This window comes from Streptomyces sp. NPDC019937 (assembly GCF_040631655.1).
GTDB lineage: Bacteria > Actinomycetota > Actinomycetes > Streptomycetales > Streptomycetaceae > Streptomyces.
In genome coordinates this window covers 164,957-184,977 of the sequence record NZ_JBEYAL010000012.1, presented here as the reverse complement: position 1 = coordinate 184,977, position 20,021 = coordinate 164,957, and the positions used below count along the sequence as shown (strand labels likewise).

The 20,021-nt window shown below is 69.2% G+C and carries 17 protein-coding genes; 8 read left to right on the top strand and 9 right to left on the bottom strand.

Annotated elements, in window-relative coordinates:
* The first annotated feature begins 80 nt into the window (after nucleotides 1–80).
* Nucleotides 81–2,774, top strand: a complete 2,694-nt coding sequence (glgP, locus tag ABZ562_RS14985; RefSeq protein WP_361478376.1) for an alpha-glucan family phosphorylase — start codon at nucleotides 81–83, stop codon at nucleotides 2,772–2,774.
* A gap of 98 nt (nucleotides 2,775–2,872) precedes the next feature.
* On the opposite strand, the gene ABZ562_RS14980 is transcribed toward glgP, so the two are convergent.
* From ABZ562_RS14980 to ABZ562_RS14960, 5 genes are all read right to left on the bottom strand, one after another.
* Nucleotides 2,873–3,319, bottom strand: coding sequence for a DUF2690 domain-containing protein (locus tag ABZ562_RS14980; protein WP_361478373.1), 447 nt, complete (start codon nucleotides 3,317–3,319; stop codon nucleotides 2,873–2,875).
* A gap of 20 nt (nucleotides 3,320–3,339) precedes the next feature.
* A complete protein-coding gene (locus tag ABZ562_RS14975; RefSeq protein WP_361478370.1) occupies nucleotides 3,340–3,840 on the bottom strand; it encodes a hypothetical protein in 501 nt (166 codons plus the stop codon).
* Nucleotides 3,841–4,059: 219 nt separating this feature from the next.
* A complete protein-coding gene (locus tag ABZ562_RS14970; RefSeq protein ID WP_361478367.1) occupies nucleotides 4,060–4,962 on the bottom strand; it encodes a DUF2690 domain-containing protein in 903 nt (300 codons plus the stop codon).
* Between the two features lie 32 nt (nucleotides 4,963–4,994).
* A complete protein-coding gene (locus ABZ562_RS14965; RefSeq protein WP_361478364.1) occupies nucleotides 4,995–5,936 on the bottom strand; it encodes a peptidoglycan-binding protein in 942 nt (313 codons plus the stop codon).
* A 116-nt stretch (nucleotides 5,937–6,052) separates the two neighbouring features.
* A complete protein-coding gene (locus tag ABZ562_RS14960) occupies nucleotides 6,053–6,382 on the bottom strand; it encodes a hypothetical protein (protein WP_361478361.1) in 330 nt (109 codons plus the stop codon).
* 123 nt (nucleotides 6,383–6,505) lie between these two features.
* Here ABZ562_RS14960 and ABZ562_RS14955 point away from each other — a divergent pair, with 123 nt between their 5' ends.
* Both ABZ562_RS14955 and ABZ562_RS14950 read left to right on the top strand, forming a co-directional pair.
* Nucleotides 6,506–6,775, top strand: coding sequence for a hypothetical protein (locus tag ABZ562_RS14955; protein WP_361478358.1), 270 nt, complete (start codon nucleotides 6,506–6,508; stop codon nucleotides 6,773–6,775).
* Complete coding sequence (locus ABZ562_RS14950; protein WP_361478355.1) at nucleotides 6,745–7,560, top strand: substrate-binding domain-containing protein; 816 nt, start codon at nucleotides 6,745–6,747, stop codon at nucleotides 7,558–7,560. The genes ABZ562_RS14955 and ABZ562_RS14950 overlap by 31 nt, the downstream gene beginning before the upstream one ends.
* On the opposite strand, the gene ABZ562_RS14945 is transcribed toward ABZ562_RS14950, so the two are convergent.
* From ABZ562_RS14945 to ABZ562_RS14935, 3 genes are all read right to left on the bottom strand, one after another.
* Nucleotides 7,449–9,041, bottom strand: coding sequence for a M4 family metallopeptidase (locus tag ABZ562_RS14945; protein WP_361478352.1), 1,593 nt, complete (start codon nucleotides 9,039–9,041; stop codon nucleotides 7,449–7,451). The genes ABZ562_RS14950 and ABZ562_RS14945 overlap by 112 nt on opposite strands.
* 152 nt (nucleotides 9,042–9,193) lie before the next feature.
* The gene (locus tag ABZ562_RS14940) at nucleotides 9,194–10,834 is read right to left on the bottom strand and encodes a M4 family metallopeptidase (protein ID WP_361478494.1); all 1,641 of its coding nucleotides are present in this window, start codon (nucleotides 10,832–10,834) and stop codon (nucleotides 9,194–9,196) included.
* 301 nt (nucleotides 10,835–11,135) lie between these two features.
* Complete coding sequence (locus ABZ562_RS14935) at nucleotides 11,136–13,367, bottom strand: M4 family metallopeptidase (protein WP_361478491.1); 2,232 nt, start codon at nucleotides 13,365–13,367, stop codon at nucleotides 11,136–11,138.
* A 612-nt stretch (nucleotides 13,368–13,979) separates the two neighbouring features.
* On the opposite strand from ABZ562_RS14935, the gene ABZ562_RS14930 reads away from it, so the two are divergent.
* Both ABZ562_RS14930 and ABZ562_RS14925 read left to right on the top strand, forming a co-directional pair.
* Nucleotides 13,980–14,504 (top strand): DinB family protein, encoded by a 525-nt coding sequence (locus ABZ562_RS14930; protein WP_361478349.1) that lies wholly within the window; start codon nucleotides 13,980–13,982, stop codon nucleotides 14,502–14,504.
* A gap of 239 nt (nucleotides 14,505–14,743) precedes the next feature.
* The gene (locus ABZ562_RS14925; protein ID WP_361478346.1) at nucleotides 14,744–15,733 is read left to right on the top strand and encodes a LacI family DNA-binding transcriptional regulator; all 990 of its coding nucleotides are present in this window, start codon (nucleotides 14,744–14,746) and stop codon (nucleotides 15,731–15,733) included.
* 10 nt (nucleotides 15,734–15,743) lie between these two features.
* Here ABZ562_RS14925 and ABZ562_RS14920 read toward each other — a convergent pair whose 3' ends face one another.
* Complete coding sequence (locus ABZ562_RS14920; protein WP_361478344.1) at nucleotides 15,744–16,529, bottom strand: MgtC/SapB family protein; 786 nt, start codon at nucleotides 16,527–16,529, stop codon at nucleotides 15,744–15,746.
* A gap of 219 nt (nucleotides 16,530–16,748) precedes the next feature.
* Here ABZ562_RS14920 and ABZ562_RS14915 point away from each other — a divergent pair, with 219 nt between their 5' ends.
* The 3 genes from ABZ562_RS14915 (at nucleotide 16,749) to ABZ562_RS14905 (ending at nucleotide 19,986) form a co-directional block, all read left to right on the top strand.
* Complete coding sequence (locus tag ABZ562_RS14915) at nucleotides 16,749–17,654, top strand: sugar ABC transporter permease (protein ID WP_361478341.1); 906 nt, start codon at nucleotides 16,749–16,751, stop codon at nucleotides 17,652–17,654.
* Nucleotides 17,655–17,788: 134 nt separating this feature from the next.
* A complete protein-coding gene (locus ABZ562_RS14910; RefSeq protein WP_361478338.1) occupies nucleotides 17,789–18,568 on the top strand; it encodes a carbohydrate ABC transporter permease in 780 nt (259 codons plus the stop codon).
* 74 nt (nucleotides 18,569–18,642) lie between these two features.
* Entirely contained in the window at nucleotides 18,643–19,986 is a 1,344-nt protein-coding gene (locus ABZ562_RS14905) for an extracellular solute-binding protein (RefSeq protein WP_361478336.1), read from the top strand.
* The last annotated feature ends 35 nt before the right edge of the window (nucleotides 19,987–20,021 follow it).

Genomic DNA, 20,021 nt, shown 5'->3' with positions numbered 1-20,021 from the left:
GGAGCCCGGCATGACCGGCAAGACACTCCCTAAGGCGAAACAGCCGAAACGGGGGCGCGTCGGCCGCTACCGTCGAAGGTGTGAAGGCCATCCGTCGCTTCAGCGTGCGTCCCGTGCTCCCGGAACCCCTACGACCGCTTCACCGGCTGGCGCGCAATCTGCGCTGGTCGTGGCACCCCGAGACCCGCGAGCTGTTCGAGGCCATGGACCCCGAGGGCTGGCGGGCGGCCGGCGGCGACCCGGTGCGGCTGCTGAGCGCCGTACCCGTCGCCCGGCTGGCGGAACTCGCCGCGGACCGCGGCTTCCTGCGGCGGCTCGGGGCGGCCGCCGAGGACCTGGACGACTATATGAACGCCCCCCGCTGGTACCAGGGCCGCACAGCGGCCGCCCCGGACCGGCCGGACGCCCCGCCCCCGGCGGGCTGGCCGGCCGGCGCGGCTCCGGCGGCCGGCGCGGCCGGGGGCCGGGAGCCGGGGGAAGCCGACGCGTCCCCCCGGCTGCCCGCCGCCATCGCCTACTTCTCGCCGGAGTTCGGCATCACCGCCGCCCTGCCCCAGTACTCCGGCGGGCTCGGCATCCTCGCCGGTGACCACCTCAAGGCCGCCAGCGACCTCGGCGTCCCCCTCATCGGCGTCGGGCTGCTCTACCGGCACGGCTACTTCCGGCAGTCCCTCTCCCGCGAGGGCTGGCAGCAGGAGCAGTACCCCGTCCTCGACCCCAACGAGCTGCCGCTCACCCTGCTGCACGAGCCCGGCGCGGGCGTCGGCCGCCCGGCACGGGTCACGCTCGCCCTCCCCGGCGGCCGCCCGCTGCACGCCCAGATCTGGCAGGCCCAGGTCGGCCGGGTGCCGCTGCTGCTGCTCGACTCGGACGTGGAGGGCAACGGACCCGGCGAGCGCGACGTCACCGACCGGCTCTACGGCGGCGGCAGCGAGCACCGGCTGCTGCAGGAGATGCTGCTCGGCATCGGCGGGGTGCGCGCGGTGCGCGCGTACTGCCGTATCACCGGGCACGCCGGGCCCGAGGTCTTCCACACCAACGAGGGCCACGCCGGATTCCTCGGCCTGGAGCGCATCCGCGAACTCGTGGACACCACGGGCGCGGACTTCGAGTCCGCCCACGAGACCGTCCGCGCCGGCACCGTCTTCACCACCCACACCCCCGTCCCCGCCGGGATCGACCGGTTCGACCGCGACCTCGTCGCCCGCCACTTCGGGGACGATGGCGAACTGCCCGGCATCGGCGTCGAGCGCGTCCTCGCCCTCGGCCGGGAGACCTACCCCGGCGGCGAGCCCGGCCTGTTCAACATGGCCGTCATGGGACTGCGGCTGGCCCAGCGCGCCAACGGGGTCTCCACCCTCCACGGTGAGGTCAGCCGCGAGATGTTCGCCGGTCTGTGGCCCGGCTTCGACGCCGAGGAGGTGCCCATCACCTCCGTCACCAACGGCGTCCACGCGCCCACCTGGCGCGCCCCCGAGGTCACCCGCCTCGGCGCCCGCCAGTTCGGCCACCTCCCCGCCGCCGAACTGTGGGAGCTGCGCCGCACCCTGCGCAAGCAGCTCGTCGCCGAGGTGCGGCAGCGGCTGTACGCCTCCTGGCGGCAGCGCGGCGCGGGCACCGCCGAACTGGGCTGGATCGACTCCGTCCTCGACCCCGACGTCCTCACCATCGGCTTCGCCCGCCGCGTCCCCTCGTACAAGCGGCTCACCCTCATGCTGCGCGACCGCGACCGGCTCACCGAGCTGCTGCTGCACCCCGAGCGGCCCGTCCAGATCGTCGTCGCGGGCAAGGCCCACCCGGCCGACGACGGCGGCAAGCGCCTCGTCCAGGAACTCGTCCGCTTCGCCGACGACCCCCGGGTGCGGCACCGCTTGGTCTTCCTGCCCGACTACGGCATGGGCATGGCCCAGAAGCTCTACCCCGGCTGCGACGTCTGGCTCAACAACCCGCTGCGCCCGCTGGAGGCGTGCGGCACCAGCGGCATGAAGGCCGCCCTCAACGGCTGCCTCAACCTCTCGGTCCTCGACGGCTGGTGGGACGAGTGGTACGAACCCGACTTCGGCTGGGCCATCCCCACCGCCGACGGCTCCGCCGTCGACGACGACCGCCGCGACGACCTGGAGGCGGCCGCCCTCTACGAGCTGCTGGAGAACCGGGTCGCACCGCAGTTCTACGACCGCGGCCCCGACGGCCTCCCCGGCCACTGGATCGACATGGTGCGCCAGACCCTCACCACCCTCGCCCCCAAGGTGCACGCGGGGCGCATGGTGCGTGAGTACGTCGAGCGGCTCTACGCCCCGGCCGCCCGCGCCCACCGCGCGCTCGACCCCGCCACGGCCCGTGACCTGTCCGCCTGGAAGACCCGGGTCCGCGCGGCCTGGCCCGAGGTGGCCGTCGACCACGTCGAAACCCGGCTCACCCCGCCCGCCCCCGGCGGCGCCGCCGAGCTGGGCTCCGCCCTCTCCCTCCGCGTCCAGGTCCGCCTCGGCGGCCTGGACCCCGCCGACGTCGAGGTCCAGGCCGTGGCGGGCCGGGTGGACGAGGCCGACCGCCTGACCGACACCACCGCCATCCCCCTCAAGCCCACCTCCGGCCCCGACGACGAGGGCCGCCACCTCTACGAAGGCCCCCTCGCGCTGGACCGCACGGGCCCCTTCGGCTACACCGTCCGCGTCCTCCCCATCCACCCGCTCCTGGCCACCCCCGCCGAACTCGGCCTCACCGCCCTCCCGTCGGAATCCACCTCCGAGGCCGCGGGAGTACTGATGCGCTGAGCCCGCACTCGTCCTGGCCGTCTCTGGGCTCGGCGCATCGGTGAATGACGTCCTTGACCGCCGAAGCGCACAGGCGCTTCGGCGGCCGGTCGCGAGGGTCAGTACGCCTCGGTGCACACTATGTTGCCGTTACGGCGTTCGAGGCATGCCCAGGCCTTGATGCCCTTGTCGTTGACCATGGCGGTGTAAGTGGAGGAACGGCCCGAGGCCACCGTCGCGGCGTAGCACGACGGGTGGCGGCAGGAGCCGGCCTTGTTCCGTGCCTCGATTCGGTCACCGCCGCGTGCGTGAGTGACGCGCACCCAGGCCGCACGGCATGCGGAGCTGTACCGCAGTTCGACCAGGGGACCGATTTCGGCGGTGCGACGGACCGTGCGGGCTGTGCGCTCGCAGCGAGTGGTCACGGGGCTCTTGCCCGCACAACTCCTTCCCGAACAGGCGGAAGCCCCGATGGAGGGCGACGCGACAGCGGGGGCTGTGGCCGCCGAAGAGACCAGCAGCAGGGACGCGATGGCGGTGGCCGCGAGGTGGGCGCTTGTGCTCATGGTGATCTCGGCCCTCCCACTTACAGGTACGTGATGTCCCAGTGGCTGCTCTCGCGGGCGTAGATGTTGCCCGCGGAGGACTTGTACATGGGAGCGCCGTCGCCACGCCGCCCGACATAGCGGAAGTTGCGCTTGATGTAGTTGGTGACACAGCTGGTCGGCGCGATGTCGACCTTGTAGCCGTTCCAGTGGCTGTAGCGCCCGGAGGCGTGACCGGTCTCGGTGCCACCGGTGATGGTGATCGCACAGTGGCTCGACTGCTTGAAGGTGGTGATGCCCTTGACCGTACCCGAGTTGATCTGAGTGAAGGAGGTGCAGTGCCGGTTGTTGCGGTTGGAACAGTGGCCGCTGGAGGTCCAGCTGATTCCGGCCGCCCGCAGACGGCTGGCCGCCTGGGCGTGCGTCAGCTTGGTGCCGCTGGCGTCGGCCGGGCTGGCGAGCGTCAGGGGGGTCAGCACCGCGAGAGTGGTCAGGGTGAGAGCGGCGAACCCGGTGCGGTTCCGCAGACGTTCGGATGTCATGGGATTCCTTTGCGTACCTCTTGATGACCGTCGCCGGAACGACACGTGCCGGCGGATGACGGATCAAACCTGCTCGATGTTTGAGGAACGCCGCTAGCTTCTCCATTCGGTTGGGGATATCTCGGGACGGCTCGGGACGGCTCGGGACGTCATGGGATGTCATGGGACACCTCGAGCGCATGGTGCCGCGGAAATGATGCGGTGTGGCGCGGCGTCGCTTCACTCTGGGGGATCGGTGCCTTCGAAGCACTCCCTGTCGGGTCGATGAGCGGACGGGTAATAGCAGGCATGAAGGCGTGCGGGATGAGCTGCGGCGATCATGGCCGTGGTGACCGGGCCCTGGTCCGACGGAAGGGTGGGCACCACGGCGGCCTGGCGGTCTCCTCCCGGTCCGGTGATCTCGATACGGAAACCTTCGTGCGTGGGCCGTACGCGGATCCACCCCGCCTGGCAGCTCGGGCTGAGGCGGATCTCGATCTGGGCGCCGTCAGCGGCCCTGTGCGATGCCACGGTGAGGGGATCCTCACAAGCCGTGGTGCGGGGGTTACGGCCCTCACAGAACGTCAGTCGGCAGACGGGCGGACGGGCGGGCGCTGCCGGGGCGGCGCTGTGCGACATGTGGTAGATGACGGCAGGGGTGAGCATCGCCGCGCACGCGAGCAGAACGACGGCCGCGGCGGTCCGGGGACGTCTGGTCATGATGAGAGAGGTGGCAAGTAACGCTCTGCGCAGCGGTCCGGGGCGCGGCCCCGGGGCCGGGGTGCCTGTCCCGGCGGCAGGGGAGTGGTCAACGGCGGGCGACGGGCGGACGCGGTCGGCCGTCATGCAGTGTTCGCGGCCGCTCCAGGCCGCATCCGCCAGTGCCCACCGCGCCATGATTCCGGACTCGGCCTCGCCCACTACCCGGCACAAGGCCTCGACGGCGTGGCGTGGCGGAAACTGCTTTCCGTTGAGATACCGCTCCCAGGAGGATTTACTGATGGCTGTCGTTTCCGCCAGCCCGGCCAGGTTCAGGCCGCTGCGGAGTTTCAGCTCCCGCAGGTCGGTGACCAGGTTCACGTATGCGGTGGGCAGGGCTGGGGGCAGTTCGCGCCAGTGGGACGTGCTCCGTGAGTTCTCCACGGTTGGCCTCCTCCGCTCTGTGGCCGGGTGTTTCACTCCACGTGGCGCAGGAGTGTCCACGTCTGCTCTCCCACGATGCCGTCGGCAGGCACATGGCCCTGCCGCTGCAGTCGCCTGACTTGCGCCTCTGTCTGCTGTCCGAAGTATCCGTCGATGTCTCCCGGGGACAGCTTGTGGCGCCGCAGGAGACACTGCACCTCGGCGGTGTCGGGGCCGGTGCTGTTGAGCATGACCAGGCGGGATGTGGTGGTGCTGTTCCCGGCGAACAACTCATCGCCGCGCCGACTGTACGTGCAGGTGTATGTCCCGACATCGACGGTGGACCCTCGATTGCTCCCGTCATTCGGCTGCCGGGCATCCATGACCAGCAGCATGGATACGGCCGCAGACAGCAGGAGCCCACCCGCCGCCAGGGACAACGCCACGGCCCGTATCCGCGGCGCCTCGGATTCCGCCACACCTCGCGCCGTATCGCTTCCGGGCGTGGAATCAGCGTCGGAGGCGGTGTACCAGGTCTTTGCGGCGGCGTCCCGCAACTCCATTAGCCGTGCGACGTCTTCGCCGGAGAGCCTGGCCAAGGCTTCGACGGCCGTCGAAGGAGGCAGGACCTTGCCGTTGAGATACCGCTCCCACGACGAATCGCTGAACTGGGTCTTTGCCTGGAGCGACACCAAGCTCAGCCCGCTGCGGTCCTTCAACAGCCTTAGCCGACTCACGAAACGACGCCCATTGGCATCAAGCGACGGGCTCAGCGCCTTCCATCTCACTACGTTCCCCCTTCGTAGCGCCGGGCCTTGGGCCCGATTCTGACCCGTAGAGCCCGGATCCCCGTCGATTCTCCTCTCACTCGGCCGCCCGGAGGGGGATTTCGAAGCAGGTGGTCCCGCTCTCCCTGTGGATGCAGGGGGCAGAAGTGGGTGGCGGGGACCTTGGGATCCAAGGGGCTGTCGTGAGGATGGAGAAACGAACCGCATCGACCCAGCCTCGACGTCTGGAGCCTCACCATGGCAGGGGAGCTCCTGTCCAAGATTTCGGCCGTCATTGAGGCGTGGCGCCGGGTTCGTGCGACATGGCGCGGCGGCGACCGTGGCTAGGCGGCCAGGTCGGGGCCGAGCGAGGCGGCGGTGGCCGGGGCGAGCCATACGAGCTGGGCGGTGACTCCGTCCCGCGAGAACCACGCCTCCACCCGCTCGGGCGAGGCCAGCACCAACCGCTGCCCCGGACCCACCACTTCGGTACGCCCCTCCTCGTAGGCCATGCCCCATGCCGCGATCCCCACATCGGCCTCTCCGCTGTCCTCGTACGGATGGATCCGGGCCACGGCGAAGAGACGGGGCGCGGTGGCGAGGACGAGGGCGCGGAGTTCCTTGCCGAGGTCGAAGGGCTCGGAGGCGGGTCGGTCGGGGGATACGGTGGCCATGCGTGTCTCCCTGCTGGGAGGTGGAGTTGGGAGGAGTGGAGGCCAGTCGGGCGGCAGTTGAACACCGCTGCCCGATGAAGTGGCCTGGGTCACAGAGTGCGACCGCACGCCAGGTTCGCCTGGGTGCCGAACCGCGCAAGCTCCGTGAACGTGCCGTTCAAGCCGGTGGCGCAGGACGCGGGGAAGGCGTATCAGGGCGACTGCCGCGATGCCCACGTCACCGTGGAGGCGCAGGGCAGTGGGCGCGGTACGAAGACGCTGATCGACGCCGGGGAGGGGGCGAAGGGCGGGTTCCCGTCGTATCTGGCCTTCTCCGACGGCCCGGACGGCGACGGGAACCGCAAGCTCAAACAGAGCATCTGGTGGCGCTGTCCGTCTTCAGCGTGGTGGTGAACAAGGACGTCCGGGTATCGGATCTCTCGCTCGACGATCTCCGCAGGCTCTATTCGGGCCGGATCGCCAACTGGAACCAGCTGCCCGGCGGGCCCGATCTGCCGGTGCGGCTGGTGAGCCGGGACGCGAAATCCGGGACCCGCGGGGTGCTCGAGAGCCGAGTGCTGGAGCGTAACGAGATCTCGCGGACCTCCGACAACTGCCGGGCCCCGAAATTCACCGGGGACACGGTCGTCCGCTGTGAACTCGACAGCACCGGCGAGGTGTTGAAGACGGTGGCGAACACACCCGGCGCGATCGGCTACGCCGAATTGCATTCCGCCGAGGAGAGCGCGCGGCAGGGGGATCTCCATCTGGTGGCCCTCGCTCACCGCAAGCCTTCCATTCGCGCGGTGCGCGAGCGGAGCTACCCCTTCTGGGAGCCGGAGTACGCGTACACCTACACCGCGCCGCCCGCGAACCCGCCGGTAGGCACGCAGCTGTGTGCGCAGGTCGTCGAGGACCGGCTGCGCGACGGCGGGTGGAGCCTCGTCAGTGCCGATAGCGCCGATGGTGCGCCGGTCGGATTCGTCACCACGACACCACCTAACCCGTACGAGCACATCCCACACGGCCGGAAAGCCAGGTCGGGCGGGCCCTGGGACCCGCCCGGCCGGGCGTCACCTCAAGGGCGTCACTTGACGTTGACGCCGCCCCAGGCGTTGTTGACCGCCTTGTACTCGGTGCTGTTGGCGCCGTACAGCTTCTTCGCGGCGCTGAGCGTCGCGGTGCGGGCCTTGGCGTAGTTGGTGGTCGAGGTCATGTACGTGGTCAGGGCCTTGTACCAGATCTTCTCGGCCTTGGCGCGGCCGATGCCCTTGACGACCCGGCCGTCCTTGGTCGGGCTGTCGTACGTGACACCGCCGATGACCTTGCGGCCACTGCCCTCGGCCAGCAGGTAGAAGAAGTGGTTGGCGATGCCGGAGGTGAAGTGCGGGTCGTCCTCGCCGACGCCGCTCTTCCAGTAGTCGTAGGACAGCCCGTCCTTGCTGGGCTTGTCCATGTAGCGCAGCGGGGTGCCGTCGCCGTTGATGTCGATCTTCTCGCCGATGAGGTAGTCGCCGGGGTCCTTGGCGTTCTTGGAGTAGAACTCGACGGCGGTGCCGAAGATGTCCGAGGTGGCCTCGTTGAGGCCGCCGGACTCGCCGGAGTACTCCAGGTTGGCGGTGGCCGAGGTGAGGCCGTGGCTCATCTCGTGGCCCGCGACGTCGAGCGAGGTGAGCGGCTTCTTGTTGCCCTCGCCGTCGCCGTAGGTCATGCAGAAGCAGGCGTCGTCCCAGAAGGCGTTCTGGTACGCGTCACCGTAGTGGACGCGGGAGTACGCGGCCTTGCCGTTGCCCTTGATGCCGTTGCGGCCGAGGACCTTCTTGTAGTAGTCCCAGGTCATGGCGGCGCCGTACTGCACGTCCACCGCGGCGGTCTGCGCGATGGTGGGCTTGCCGTTGCCCCAGACGTTGTCGGGGTCGTAGAACGCCGACCCCTTCTTGTTCTCGTCCCACGAGTGCTTGGAGTTGTACGTCAGGTGGCCGCCGCGCGCCGTGTCCTTCATCAGCCACTGGCTGCCGCTCTTGACCGAGCCGACGGCGACCTTGCCGTTGTGCTGGCCGGTGCCGGTGCCGGTCTCGATGGCCTGGTACTCGTACAGCTTCTTGCCGCTGTCGGCGTCGGTGATGACGTGCAGCCGGTTCGGCGTGCCGTCCTTCTGGAGGCCGCCGATGACGGTCTCGTACGCCAGGACGGGCTTGCCGGTGGCAGCCCAGATCACCTTGCGCGGGGCGCGCTCGGTGGTGGCGCCGGTGACGTCGGCGGCCTTCGCGGCGGCCAGGGCGGTGCGCTGGGCACCGGAGGCGGCGAAGGAGGCGCGGGTGTCGGCGACCTTGATGCGCGCGTCGGTGGCCTTGGTGACGCCCTCCTCCGCGCCGCTCGGCGTCTGGTGGACGATCAGGTCGCCGCCGAGGACCGGGAGTCCGTCGTAGGTGCGCTCGTAGCGGGTGTGGACGGAGCCGTCGGCGTCCTTGACGACGTCACGGACGATCAGCTTCTCCTTGCCGCCCAGCCCGAGGGACGCGGCGGTGCCGGACGGGGGAGTGGCCGCGCCCGCGGGAGCCGCGGTGGCACCGGCGGCGAGCAGGGAGGCGGCCAGGGTGGCCGCTCCGGCGGCGAGGGCGGTACGCGAGCGTCTGTGACGGGATATACCGGATATGGCAGACGTCGAGCGTGAATCCACGCGTATCTCCTGTTGTCATGGGAGGTTGACCGACGTGTCGGTCAACCGGGCAAAGATGTGTCTTTGCTGTGAAGAAAACATACCGGTGCCCGGGGACAATCCCCGGGCACCGGCCGCATGTCGTGCGTTACGCATCGGTAACGCCGTTGCGTCTACTTCACGTTGACCCCGGCCCAGGCGGCGTCGACGCCCTTGGCTTCGGGGCTGTCCTTCCCATAGAGGTCGTTCGCGGCCTTCTGGGTTGCCTCACGCGCCGCGTGATAGTCCGTCGTGGAGGTCATGTACGTGGTCAGGGCCTTGAACCAGATCTTCTCGGCCGCCTCCCGCCCGATGCCCTCGACCTTCTTGCCGTCCGAGGTCGGGCTGTCGTACTTGACGCCGCCGATCTCCTTGGCGCCGCTGCCCTCGGAGAGCAGGTAGAAGAAGTGGTTGGCGACACCGGAGGAGTAGTGGACGTCGAGGTCGCCGACCTTCTCGGACCAGGCGTCCGCGGACTCGCCGTCCTTGCTGGGCTTGTCCATGTAGCGCAGCGGGGTGCCGTCGCCGTTGATGTCGATCTTCTCGCCGATGAGGTAGTCGCCGGGGTCCTCGGTGTTCTTGGCGCTGAACTCGACGGCGGAGCCGAAGATGTCCGAGGTGGCCTCGTTCAGGCCGCCGGACTCGCCGGTGTACTCCAGGCCCGCGGTCTTGGAGGTGACGCCGTGGGTCATCTCGTGCGCCGCGACGTCGATGGCGGTCAGCGGGGCCTTGTTGCCCTCGCCGTCGCCGTACGTCATGCAGAAGCAGGAGTCTTCCCAGAACGCGTTGACGTAGTTGTCGCCGTAGTGGACGCGGGACGTGGCGGCCTTGCCGTCGCCGCCGATGCCGTCGCGGCCGTGCACCTTCTTGTAGTAGTCCCAGGTGGTGGCGGCGCCGTAGTGGGCGTCCACGGCGGCGGTCTGCGGGTCGTCGCCCTTGCCGTTGCCCCAGGCGTCGTCCTCGTCGGTGAACGCCTTGCCCTCGCCGTCCTCCTTGTTCTCCAGGTTGAGGGTCTTGTGGCCGCCGCGGCCGACGTCGGTCAGGGTGTAGCCGCCGCCCTCCTTGGAGGTACCCAGCTCGACCTTGCCGCTGTACTCGCTCTGGCCGCTGCCGGTTTCGACGCCCTGGCGCTCGTAGAGCTTCTTGCCGGTGGCCGCGTCGGTGATGACGTGCAGCTCGTTCGGGGTGCCGTCCTTCTGGACGCCGCCGACGACGGTTTCGTACGCCAGGACCGGCTTGCCGGTGGCGGCCCAGATCACCTTGTGCGGGGTCCGCGCCTTCGCCTGTGTGCTGCTGTGCGCTTGGGCGGCCTTCACGGCGGTCCGCGCGGCGGTGCCCGGGGCGGTCTCGGCCCGGGTGGTGGCGACCTCGACGGTGGCCTTCGTGGCCTTGCTGACGCTGTTCACCTTGCCGCTTCTGGCCTGGTGGACCACCAGGTCGCCGCCGAGGACGGGGAGTCCTTCGTAGGTGCGGTCGTAGCGGGTGTGGGTGGTGCCGTCGGCGTCCTTGATGACGTCCTTGACGACCAGCTTCTCCTTCGCGCCGAGGCCGAGGGTCTTCGCCGTGTCGGCCTTGGTGGCGTTCGCGTCGCGCAGCAGTTCGGCGCGGGCGGACGCGGTGAGCTTGACGGGCTGGGCGCCCGCCCGGGCTCCCGCGTCGGCCGGTGCGGCGCCGGCCGGTCCGGTGGTCAGTCCGGTGGCCAGCAGTGCGGCGGTGGCGACCGCGGCACCGGCGGCGATCGCCGAACGGCGCTTTCCGCCCCCGGATATGGGCATGCTGAAGGTCTTGCTCACGCTAACTCCCTCGTTGCTGTGGGGGGTCAGTGCCGGGCAGCGTGAAGCGCGGCTCGGCACTGAACAAGAGGTACTGGTGCGTAATGCGTGGGCAGACTGTCATACAAGCCGCGGACATGTCACGGGTTTCCCGGCGGGTCTGGCGGAAAATGTTCATGGAAACGCGCAGGGAAACGCGCATGGAGGCGCCGCCAGGAGGAGTCGGGTCACTCCTGGCGGCGCCTGGTTATGGTGGTTCACCGCCGCGAAGGGCGGGGGTGCGGATGGTGGTGCGGACGGCGCGTCAGAAGGTCAGCTTCCAGCCGTTGATGGTGCCGGAGTCCTGCGGGTAGACGTCCTGGACCTTGAGGTTCCAGGTGCCGACCGCGGTCTCGGAGGAGGCGTCCACGGTGTACGTGGCCTTCACGTCGTCCGCCGAGTCGAAGATGCTGGAGTCCTTGAGCCGGTAGGCCGTGCCGTCCGGGGCGATCAGGTCGATCACCAGGTCACCGCGGTAGCTGTGGGTGATGTCCACGGTCACCTGGAGGGCGGACGGGGCGTTCCCGGCCCGGCTCACGGTGATCGGGGAGGTGACGGCGCTCCCTCCGTCCGGAATGGCGACGTCCGTGGTGTTCTCGAAGACGTTGCCGCCGGTGGTGTTCACGGTCCAGGTGAACGACGCGGTGCCGGTCTTGCCCGCCGCGTCGGTCACCGTCACGGTCACCGTGCCCGCGCCCTCGGTGGTCGGGGTGCCGGAGATCAGGCCGGTGGCGGAGTCGATCGCGAGGCCCGCCGGCAGCCCGGTGGCCGCGTAGCTCAGCGCCCCCGGGTTGGAGCTGATGGCCTTGATCTGCACGCTGGTGGCCTGGCCGACGATGCTGGTCTGGTCGCCGGGCGGGGTGACGGTGACGCCGTCGGCGATACGGGTGCCGACGTTCACCCCGGCCCAGGCGTTCGCCACCGCGTTGTACTGGGGGCTGCCCTGGCCGTACAGCTCGCCCGCCGCCCACAGCGTCGCCTCGCGCGCGGCGGCGTAGTTGGTGTTGGACGTCATGCGCTGGCTGAGCGCCTTGAACCACACCTGCTCGGCGGCGTCCCGGCCGATGCCGGTGACCGGCAGCCCGTCGGAGGTCGGGCTGTTGTAGCTGACGCCGTTGATCACCTTGGCGCCGCTGCCCTCGGAGAGCAGGTAGAAGAAGTGGTTGGCGACGCCGGAGGAGTAGTGCACGTCCACGTTGCCGACGCCCGAGTACCAGCTGTCCTTGGAGGCGCCGTCCTTGCTGGGCTTGTCCATGTAGCGCAGCGGGGTGCCGTCGCCGTTGATGTCGATCTTCTCGCCGACGAGGTAGTCGCCCACGTCGGACGCGTTGTCCGCGTAGAACTCGACCGCAGCGGCGAAGATGTCGGAGGTGCCCTCGTTGAGGCCGCCGGACTCGCCGCTGTAGACCAGCTTGGCGGTGGCCGCGGTGACGCCGTGGCTCATCTCGTGCGCCGCCACGTCGATCGAGGTCAGCGGCTTGGCGTTGCCGGAGCCATCCCCGTACGTCATGCAGAAGCAGGCGTCCTGCCAGAAGGCGTTGACATAGCCGCTGCTGTAGTGGACCCGGGAGTACGCGCCCACGCCGTCGCCCCGGATGCCGGTGCGGCCGTGGACGTTCTTGTAGTAGTCCCACGTCTCGGCGGCGCCGTAGTGCGCGTCGACCCCTGCGGTGGCGGCGTCGGCGGTCGTGCCGCTGCCCCAGACGTCGTCGGCGTCGGTGAACAGGGTGCCGGTGCCCGAGGTACCGCGGTTGAGGTTGTACGTCTTGTGGCTGCCGCGCCCGGTGTCGGTCAGGTTGTACGAGCCCGCGCTGCCCGAGGTGCCGAGGGCGACCTGCCCGCTGTACTGGCTCTTGCCGGTGCCGTTCTTGACGCCCTGGTACTGGAACAGCTTGCTTCCGGTGGCCGCGTCGCTGATGACGTGCAGCTCGTTGGGCGTGCCGTCCTCCTGGAGGCCGCCGACGACGGTCTCGTACGCGAGCGTCGGCCTGCCGTCCGCCGCCCAGACCACCTTGCGCGGCGCCCGCTCCGCCGCGGTCTTCCGCGAGCCCTGCGCGTCCGCCGCCTTCACGGCGGCCTTCTCGGCGGTGGCGGGCTTGACGGCCGCGGTGGTCGTCGGGACCGTCAGCCGGGCCTTGGTGGCCTTCGCGACCGTCTCCACCGCGCCGCCCTTGGCGCGGTCCACGACCAGGTCGCCGCCGAGGACGGGAAGCCCGGCGTAGGTGCGCTCGTAGCGGGTGTGGGTGGTGCCGTCGGCGTCCTTGATGACGTCCCTGACGACCAGCTTCTCCTGAGACCCGAGGCCCAGGGCCTTCGCGGTGGCGGCCTTCGCGGAGGCGGTGTCGGCGGCGCGGATCAGCGCGGTGCGGGCCGCGGGGGACAGCTGCGCGGGCAGCGCGCCGGGGCGGGCCTTGGCGGCCATCGTGCCGCCCGCGGCGGTGGCGGCGTCGCCCGCGCGTGCGGTCGCGGGACCGGTCTGGACACCGACGACGATCATCGCGGCGGCGGCCACCAGGGCGCCGGCCGCGGCGCCGCGTCGGTGGGGTCTGTGAGGTCTGAGGTGCCGTTGGGGGAAGGGTCTCACGCTGACTCCTTCTGCGCTGGCCGCGCGGTGACGCGGCCGGGACGACCGGACGGCTGGTTCGCCACCCGGGCAGGGCATGGCGGAGCACGTGGTACGGGTGCGTCCGGTGTTACCGGGTTCGCCCGGCCGCAGATGAACGACGAGGCGAGGCCGCGGTGCGACCGGGGTGCGTCCGGTGTTACCGGGTTCGCCCGGCCGCAGATGAACGACGAGGCGAGGCCGCGGTGCGACCGGGGCGCGTCCGGTGTTACCGGGTCCGCCCGGCCGCAGATGAACGACGAGGCGAGGCCGCGGTGCGACCGGGGGGTGTGGGGGGTGTGGGGGTGGCCCGAGGGCGGTGATGAGCTGTGGAGTTGCTGCACCTCGGTCGGGGGTAGCGTGCCATCATTGGACTCAACCTGTCAGGAGCGCGACAACAACTTGACCGGAAAGTGTCCGTTGACACGTGTGCTGTATCCGCATATCGGATAGGGGAGTCCGGTCCGAGCCACGTCCGCTGTCGGCGGTGATCCGTACCCTCATCGCATGACCGGACCCGCGAACCCCATCGACGAGCCGCCCCACACCCTCACCGACACCCGCGCCATGCTCGACGCCTACCTCGACTACTACCGGGCCGTGGTGCTGCGGAAGCTCGACGGGCTCTCCGAGGCCGAGCTGCGCACCAGCCGGCTGCCCTCCGGCTGGACCCCGCTGGAGCTGCTGCGCCACCTCACCTTCGTCGAACGACGCTGGCTGCGCTGGGGGTTCCTGGGGGAGCCGGTGGACGCCCCCTGGGGCGACCGTGGCCCCGACGACCGCTGGCAGGTGCCCGACGGCCTCCCGGCGGCCGAGGTCCGGACGCGGTTCGAGGAGCAGTACGCGTGGTCGCGGGCAGCCGTCGCGGGCGTACCGCTGGAGCGGCGGGCGCGCACCGGCGGCCGGTTCGCCACCGAGGCCGAGGCGCCCGCCCTGGGCTGGATCCTCTTCCACCTGCTCCAGGAGTACGCGCGCCACGCCGGACAGCTCGATGTCGTACGGGAGCTGGCCGACGGCGCGGTCGGGGAGTGACCGCGACCGCTCGGCCCTCCGCGGTGACGGACCGCTGCGCGGTCGCCCATGGCCGCGAAGATCTCGTCGAACGTCGCGGCGTCCCGTTTCAGCCGGTCGCCGGGAGCGCGCCGCAGCCCAGGCGTATCGCTTCGGCCAGCGGTTATAGTCATGACAGGGAACGTTCCCGGAATCATCGGCAGCGGCGCGGTTGGGAGCTGGAACGGATGGCGAGGGCCCGTGGAAAGGCTCCTACGATCGTGGACATCGCCGCGGAGGCGGGCGTCTCCAAGTCGGCCGTATCGCGTGCTCTGTCGGGTCAGGGCGAAGTGAGCGCGGAAACGCGGGAGCGGGTCGAGCGCGCCGCGCGAAAGCTCGGGTATGTGGCCAATGCCATGGCGAGGGGGCTTGTCAGCTCACGGACGAAGACGGTCGGTGTCCTGCTCCGGGACGTGACGCGGCCGTTCTACGCCTGGCTGCAGGTCGCGATGCAGCACGCGGCCGAGAATCGCGGCTACCAGATCGTCACCGTGACGAGCGCCGGCGATCTGGGGGTCGCCGGCGCGTTGCGGGCGCTGAAGAATCTTGTCTCCCTGCAGGTGGACGGGCTCGTCGTGTCGTCGGCCCGTTTGCCCTCGGAGGAGATCGTCCCGTTCATCGACCGCGTTCCCATCGTGGTGGCGGGGCGCCGTGAGACGAGCCGGGGCATTACCAGTGTGTTCTGCGATGATGCCGACGGCGGCGACGTGCTGGCGGATCATCTGCTGAATCTCGGGCACCAGCGCATCGCGGTCGTTCTGGTCGGGCAGTCGTATTCCTTGAGCCAGTACGCCCGGGGTGTTGCGATGGTCGAGCGCATACGAGCGGCGGGACGAACGCCCGTTGTGTGGGAGGCCGCCTCGGACAGGGAAGCGGCTCGCGTGATTGCCTCCAGGATCGACGGCGCCGGCGTCACGGCCATCATGTGTCCCACGGATGCCGCAGCGGTCGACGTGCTGGAGCTTCTGCGGCGGCGGGGTGAGTCGGCCCCCGAAGACTTCGCCGTGACCGGGTATGACGGGTTCGGCCCGCTGTCCACTCCCTATCTGGGGCTCACCACCTTCCGTCAGCCGGTGGAAGAAATCGGCAGGACTTCGATTGACCTCTTGCTGGACAGGGTCGAGCGGAAGACGGACCAGGACCGGCTGGTCGAGCTCAGGGGCAGTCTCGTCGAGGGCAGGACGGCGGCGAGGGTTCTCCGCCCGTCCTGATCGTCCGCCGTCAGTCGTCGGCTTCGGCCGGCCACCACCGGCTGGACGTCACCTGAGGATCCAGGCCGATCCGGTGGACAGCGGTCTCCAGGCCGGCCGTGTCACCGGCGTGGTGCGCCGAGACGCCGGCCAGCACCTTGGTCCGCGAACTCTTCCCGGGGCGTATGTCGAGCGACCGCAGGGTGTACTCCGGGCGATCGACGGCCTGCAGAATCATCACCCTGATCCGTGACTCACTCTTGTCCGTGGTGACGATCTCGAGCATGTAATCGGTGGGGGCGTCGTCGTCCTCCGCCGGTACCGGTGGAGGACTGTCGCGCCGCTGGCGCCCGTTGACGAACCTGCTCAGCGGCCGCAGGAGCGTATTCGTCGCGATGATCGCGAAGCAGCCGATGAGCGCCATGACTTCCATCCCGGCTCCGGCGAGAGAGCCGATCGCGGCGGCGCACCAGAGGGTCGCGGCAGTGGTCAGCCCTCGGATGTTGAACCCGTCCCGCAGGATCACCCCGGCCCCCAGGAAACCGATCCCGGACACGACCTGGGCTGCCACGCGGGTGGGGTCGGCGCCGGCGTCCCGACCCAGTCCGACGGCTCCCATGATGACGAAGAGACAGGCGCCCACGGAGACCAGGGCGTTGGTGCGGATGCCGGCGGTGCGCAGGCGCCACTGGCGTTCGAGCCCTATCGCCGCACCCAGCGCCATCGCGACGAAGATCCTGAACGAGAGACCGAAGAGAGTGCCGGGGTCTGTCACGAGGCGGTCCTTTCGCGGTGGGGTCACCAGGCCTCCCAGCACGCCGACGGACCGGGAACGTTCCCGGCGCGACACGCTACGCCGAACGCCCCTTTCTGGGCAAGGTGTCTGGTTGTACATCCGGACTTTTACGGCAACCTGCCGTTCGCCTGTTCGTTGCTTGATCGGTCTCCCGCGCCTCTGCTACTTTCGCGCCATTGCCAGTCCGGGAACGTTCCCGTAGCGTGGCGGGCATGGAGAGCGGCGGGCAAAGGAGTAGATATGCGCACAACCGCGTCGTCGCGTCCGGTGGTCAGGTGGCACCGGAACGGCGTCGGCCCGTGGCTGATAGTCCCAGGGCTTGCCCTGCTGGTGGTCTTTGTTTTCAGGCCCCTCATCCGGACCGTGCAGCTCAGCACCTATGCCAGCGACCTCATCGGAAATCCGACCCGGTTCGTCGGTCTGGACAACTATGTGTCCCTGCTGACGGACTCCGATTTCATCCACACGGTCATGATCTCGATCGTCATTTCCCTCCTGGGTATGTTCATGGCGACCTTCGGTGCGCTGTGTGTGACCATTCTGCTGCGCCGGCGGCTTTTGGGTGGCGGGATCTTCAACGTGATCTTTTCGCTCCCGTTCGCATATTCGGCGGCGTCGGCCTCCGCTGTGTTCGCGGGTCTCTTCGCTCCCTCGGTCGGTGTGCTGAACGTCATTCTCGGTGGTCTCGGAGTCGGGGGTCCGCATTGGCTGTCCGATCCATTCACCGCCGTGTGGGCGATTTCCATCGCGACCGCATGGTATGAGTTCGGGTTCGCCTTTCTGGTGCTCACCGCGGCCGTGCGTGACGTTCCTCCCGAGGTCATCGAAGCGGCGCAACTCGACGGGGCCGGCGGTTTCCGTCTTTCGGCTCGCATTCTCGTGCCGCTCATGCGCCCGAGCATCCTTTTTCTCCTGGTGACGCAGACGATCACGGGGCTTCAGTCCTTCGCCCAGATCCAGGTCTTGACCAGGGGCGGGCCCGCCGGTGCGACTACCACCCTCGTTTACCGCATTTATCAGTCGGCCTTCGGAAACGGGACACCGGACTTCGGCCGCGCATCGGTCATCGCAATCATTCTCATCCTCATTGTCACTGCGATCACGGCGCTCCAGTTCCGACTGTTCGGACGGGAGAAGACAGCGTGATCTCTATGGACGTCAGGCCGGCGCCGGCGCATCCCGGTGTCCACAAGTCGATGCGGACCCGCCATGGCCCGCGCCGGGGACGCCGCCGTGGCCCGCGGTTTCCAAGCGTCGGGACGATCGTCAGATTCGTCGTCGTGCTGGCCCTCGCAGCCATCGTCTTCCTTCCCATCTATGTCTCCTTCGTGAGCGCCTTCACCCCGAACGGAGAAATAGCACGGAGCGGCATCGTTCCGAATCCCACCCATGTGACACTCGGAAATTTCCGCGAAGCGACGACCGCCATCCCCTTGCTGCGGGAGTACCTCGTCAGTATCGGCGTCGTCACGTTGCAGACCCTCGGACAGCTGCTGACCGGTGCGCTGGCCGCGTATGCCCTGGTCTTCCCTCGCTGGCGCGGCCGCCGGATCGCTTTCGGTCTCGTCCTTGTCACGCTGGCGATCCCCGGCGAGAGCATCGTCATCCCCAACTACGAGCTGGTCAGCGCCGTCGGTCTGCGGAACACCGTTCTCGGGGTCGTGCTCCCGTACCTGGCCGCGGGATACCCGATCTTCTTGCTGCGACAGGCCTTCGCGTCCGTCCCCGTCGAAACGTGGGAAGCGGCCAGGCTGGACGGCGCCGGCGACATCCGGGCCCTGTTCACGATCATCATGCCGGCCTGCAGGCCCCAGGTCACGAACGCCATCATCTGGAGCGCCCTGGCCGCCTGGAACGGCTTCTTCTGGCCCTTGCTGATTACCGAGACAGCCGCCGCCCGGACCATCCAGGTGGGAATCTCCCAGCTTGCCGCTTCTGAGGCGGGCAGCCCGTCGGTGATCTTCGCTGGGGCCGTTCTGGTGGTCGTCCCGACCATGCTCCTCGTCATCTTCGCGCAACGCTTCCTCATCAACGGCCTGACCCGCGGAGTCCTCCGCTAGGCCCTTCCCCCTGCTCCGCCCGCATCTATTCCGAGGGAACTTTCATGAAGAAGAGAGCCCTGACCACGGCAATCGTGGTGACGATCATGGCAGGCGCGACGGCCTGCAGTTCCACCTCGAGCAGTGGCACCGGTGCCACCGCGCCCGGCCCCTCCGCGCTGAAGGACGCCAAGGGCGTCACCGATATCACGATCTGGCACGGTCTCGGCGCCGCGAACGGTGTCGCGTTCAACAAGCTGATCGACGAGTTCAACGCCGCCAACAAGGGCAAGATCCACGTCAAGGCCACCTATCAGGGTGCCTACGCCGACCTCCTGGCGAAGTACACGGCGGGGCTGCGCAGCAACTCCACGCCGACGGTCCTGCTGGCCGGTGACATCGCCACCGGGTTCATGACCGATGTGAAGAAGAACATCCCGGCTCAGGATATGGCGAAGGCGAACCCCGGCGATCTCAAGCTCGACGAGCTTTCGCCCGCCAGCAGGAACTACTACACCGTCAACGGCAAGCTGCAGGCCGTTCCCATGAACATGTCCACGCCGATGCTCTGGGTCAACCGGGACCTGCTGAAGAAGGCCGGCATATCCAAGAAGACGGACCTGAGCACGCTGGACGGCGTGGTGGCCGCTGCTCGGACCGTAGCCAAGAAGACCGGGCAAAAGGGCTTCACCATGCCCGACGACGACTGGTACATCGAACAGCTCACGTCGACTGCGGGCCAGGACTTCTGTACTCCGGACAACGGGCGCGAGGGCACTGCGGCCACCGGCATCACCATCAACACCGGCGCGGCGAAGTCGGCCATCAGCAAGGTCGCGAAGCTCTACCGCACGGGTGTGGCAGTGGACGGGGCCCCCGACGGCTCCGCTGCCATTTCCGCTTTCCAGGCGGGCAAGGTCGGCTTCCTGCTGCAGAGCTCGGGCGTCCTCGGGGTCCTCAAGACGGGTACCCCCTTCGACTATCAGGCCCTGCCGTTCCCCACGTCCGGGCCGAAGAGCTCCTCGGGGGCCGTCATCGGGGGCTCGGCCCTCTGGCTCAGCAGCACCGCCACGCGGACGCAGCAGGTGGCCGGCTGGAAGCTCGAGACCTTCCTCGCCTCGGCTGCCGCGCAAGAGGAGTTCAGCCACGCGACCGGTTACGTGCCGATCAACACCAGGACCGACGTGTCCGCGGGGCAGAAGGCGTACCTCAAGGCGAACCCGGACTTCCAGAGCTTCGCCGGCCAGGTCGAGAACACACCGACCACGTCGGCCACGGCCGGCTGCGTGACCGGTGCGATGACCGCGATCCGCACCAGCAACATCAACCAGCTCCAGGCCGCCTTCTCCGGTTCGAAGTCCGTCGGCGCAGCACTCGACCGGGCCGCGGCCGACGCGAAAAGCGCGATCAAGAAGTACCAGGAGCAGGTCGGCCAGTAGTCGGCCGCGCCCTCACACCGGCACTGAGCAGAACA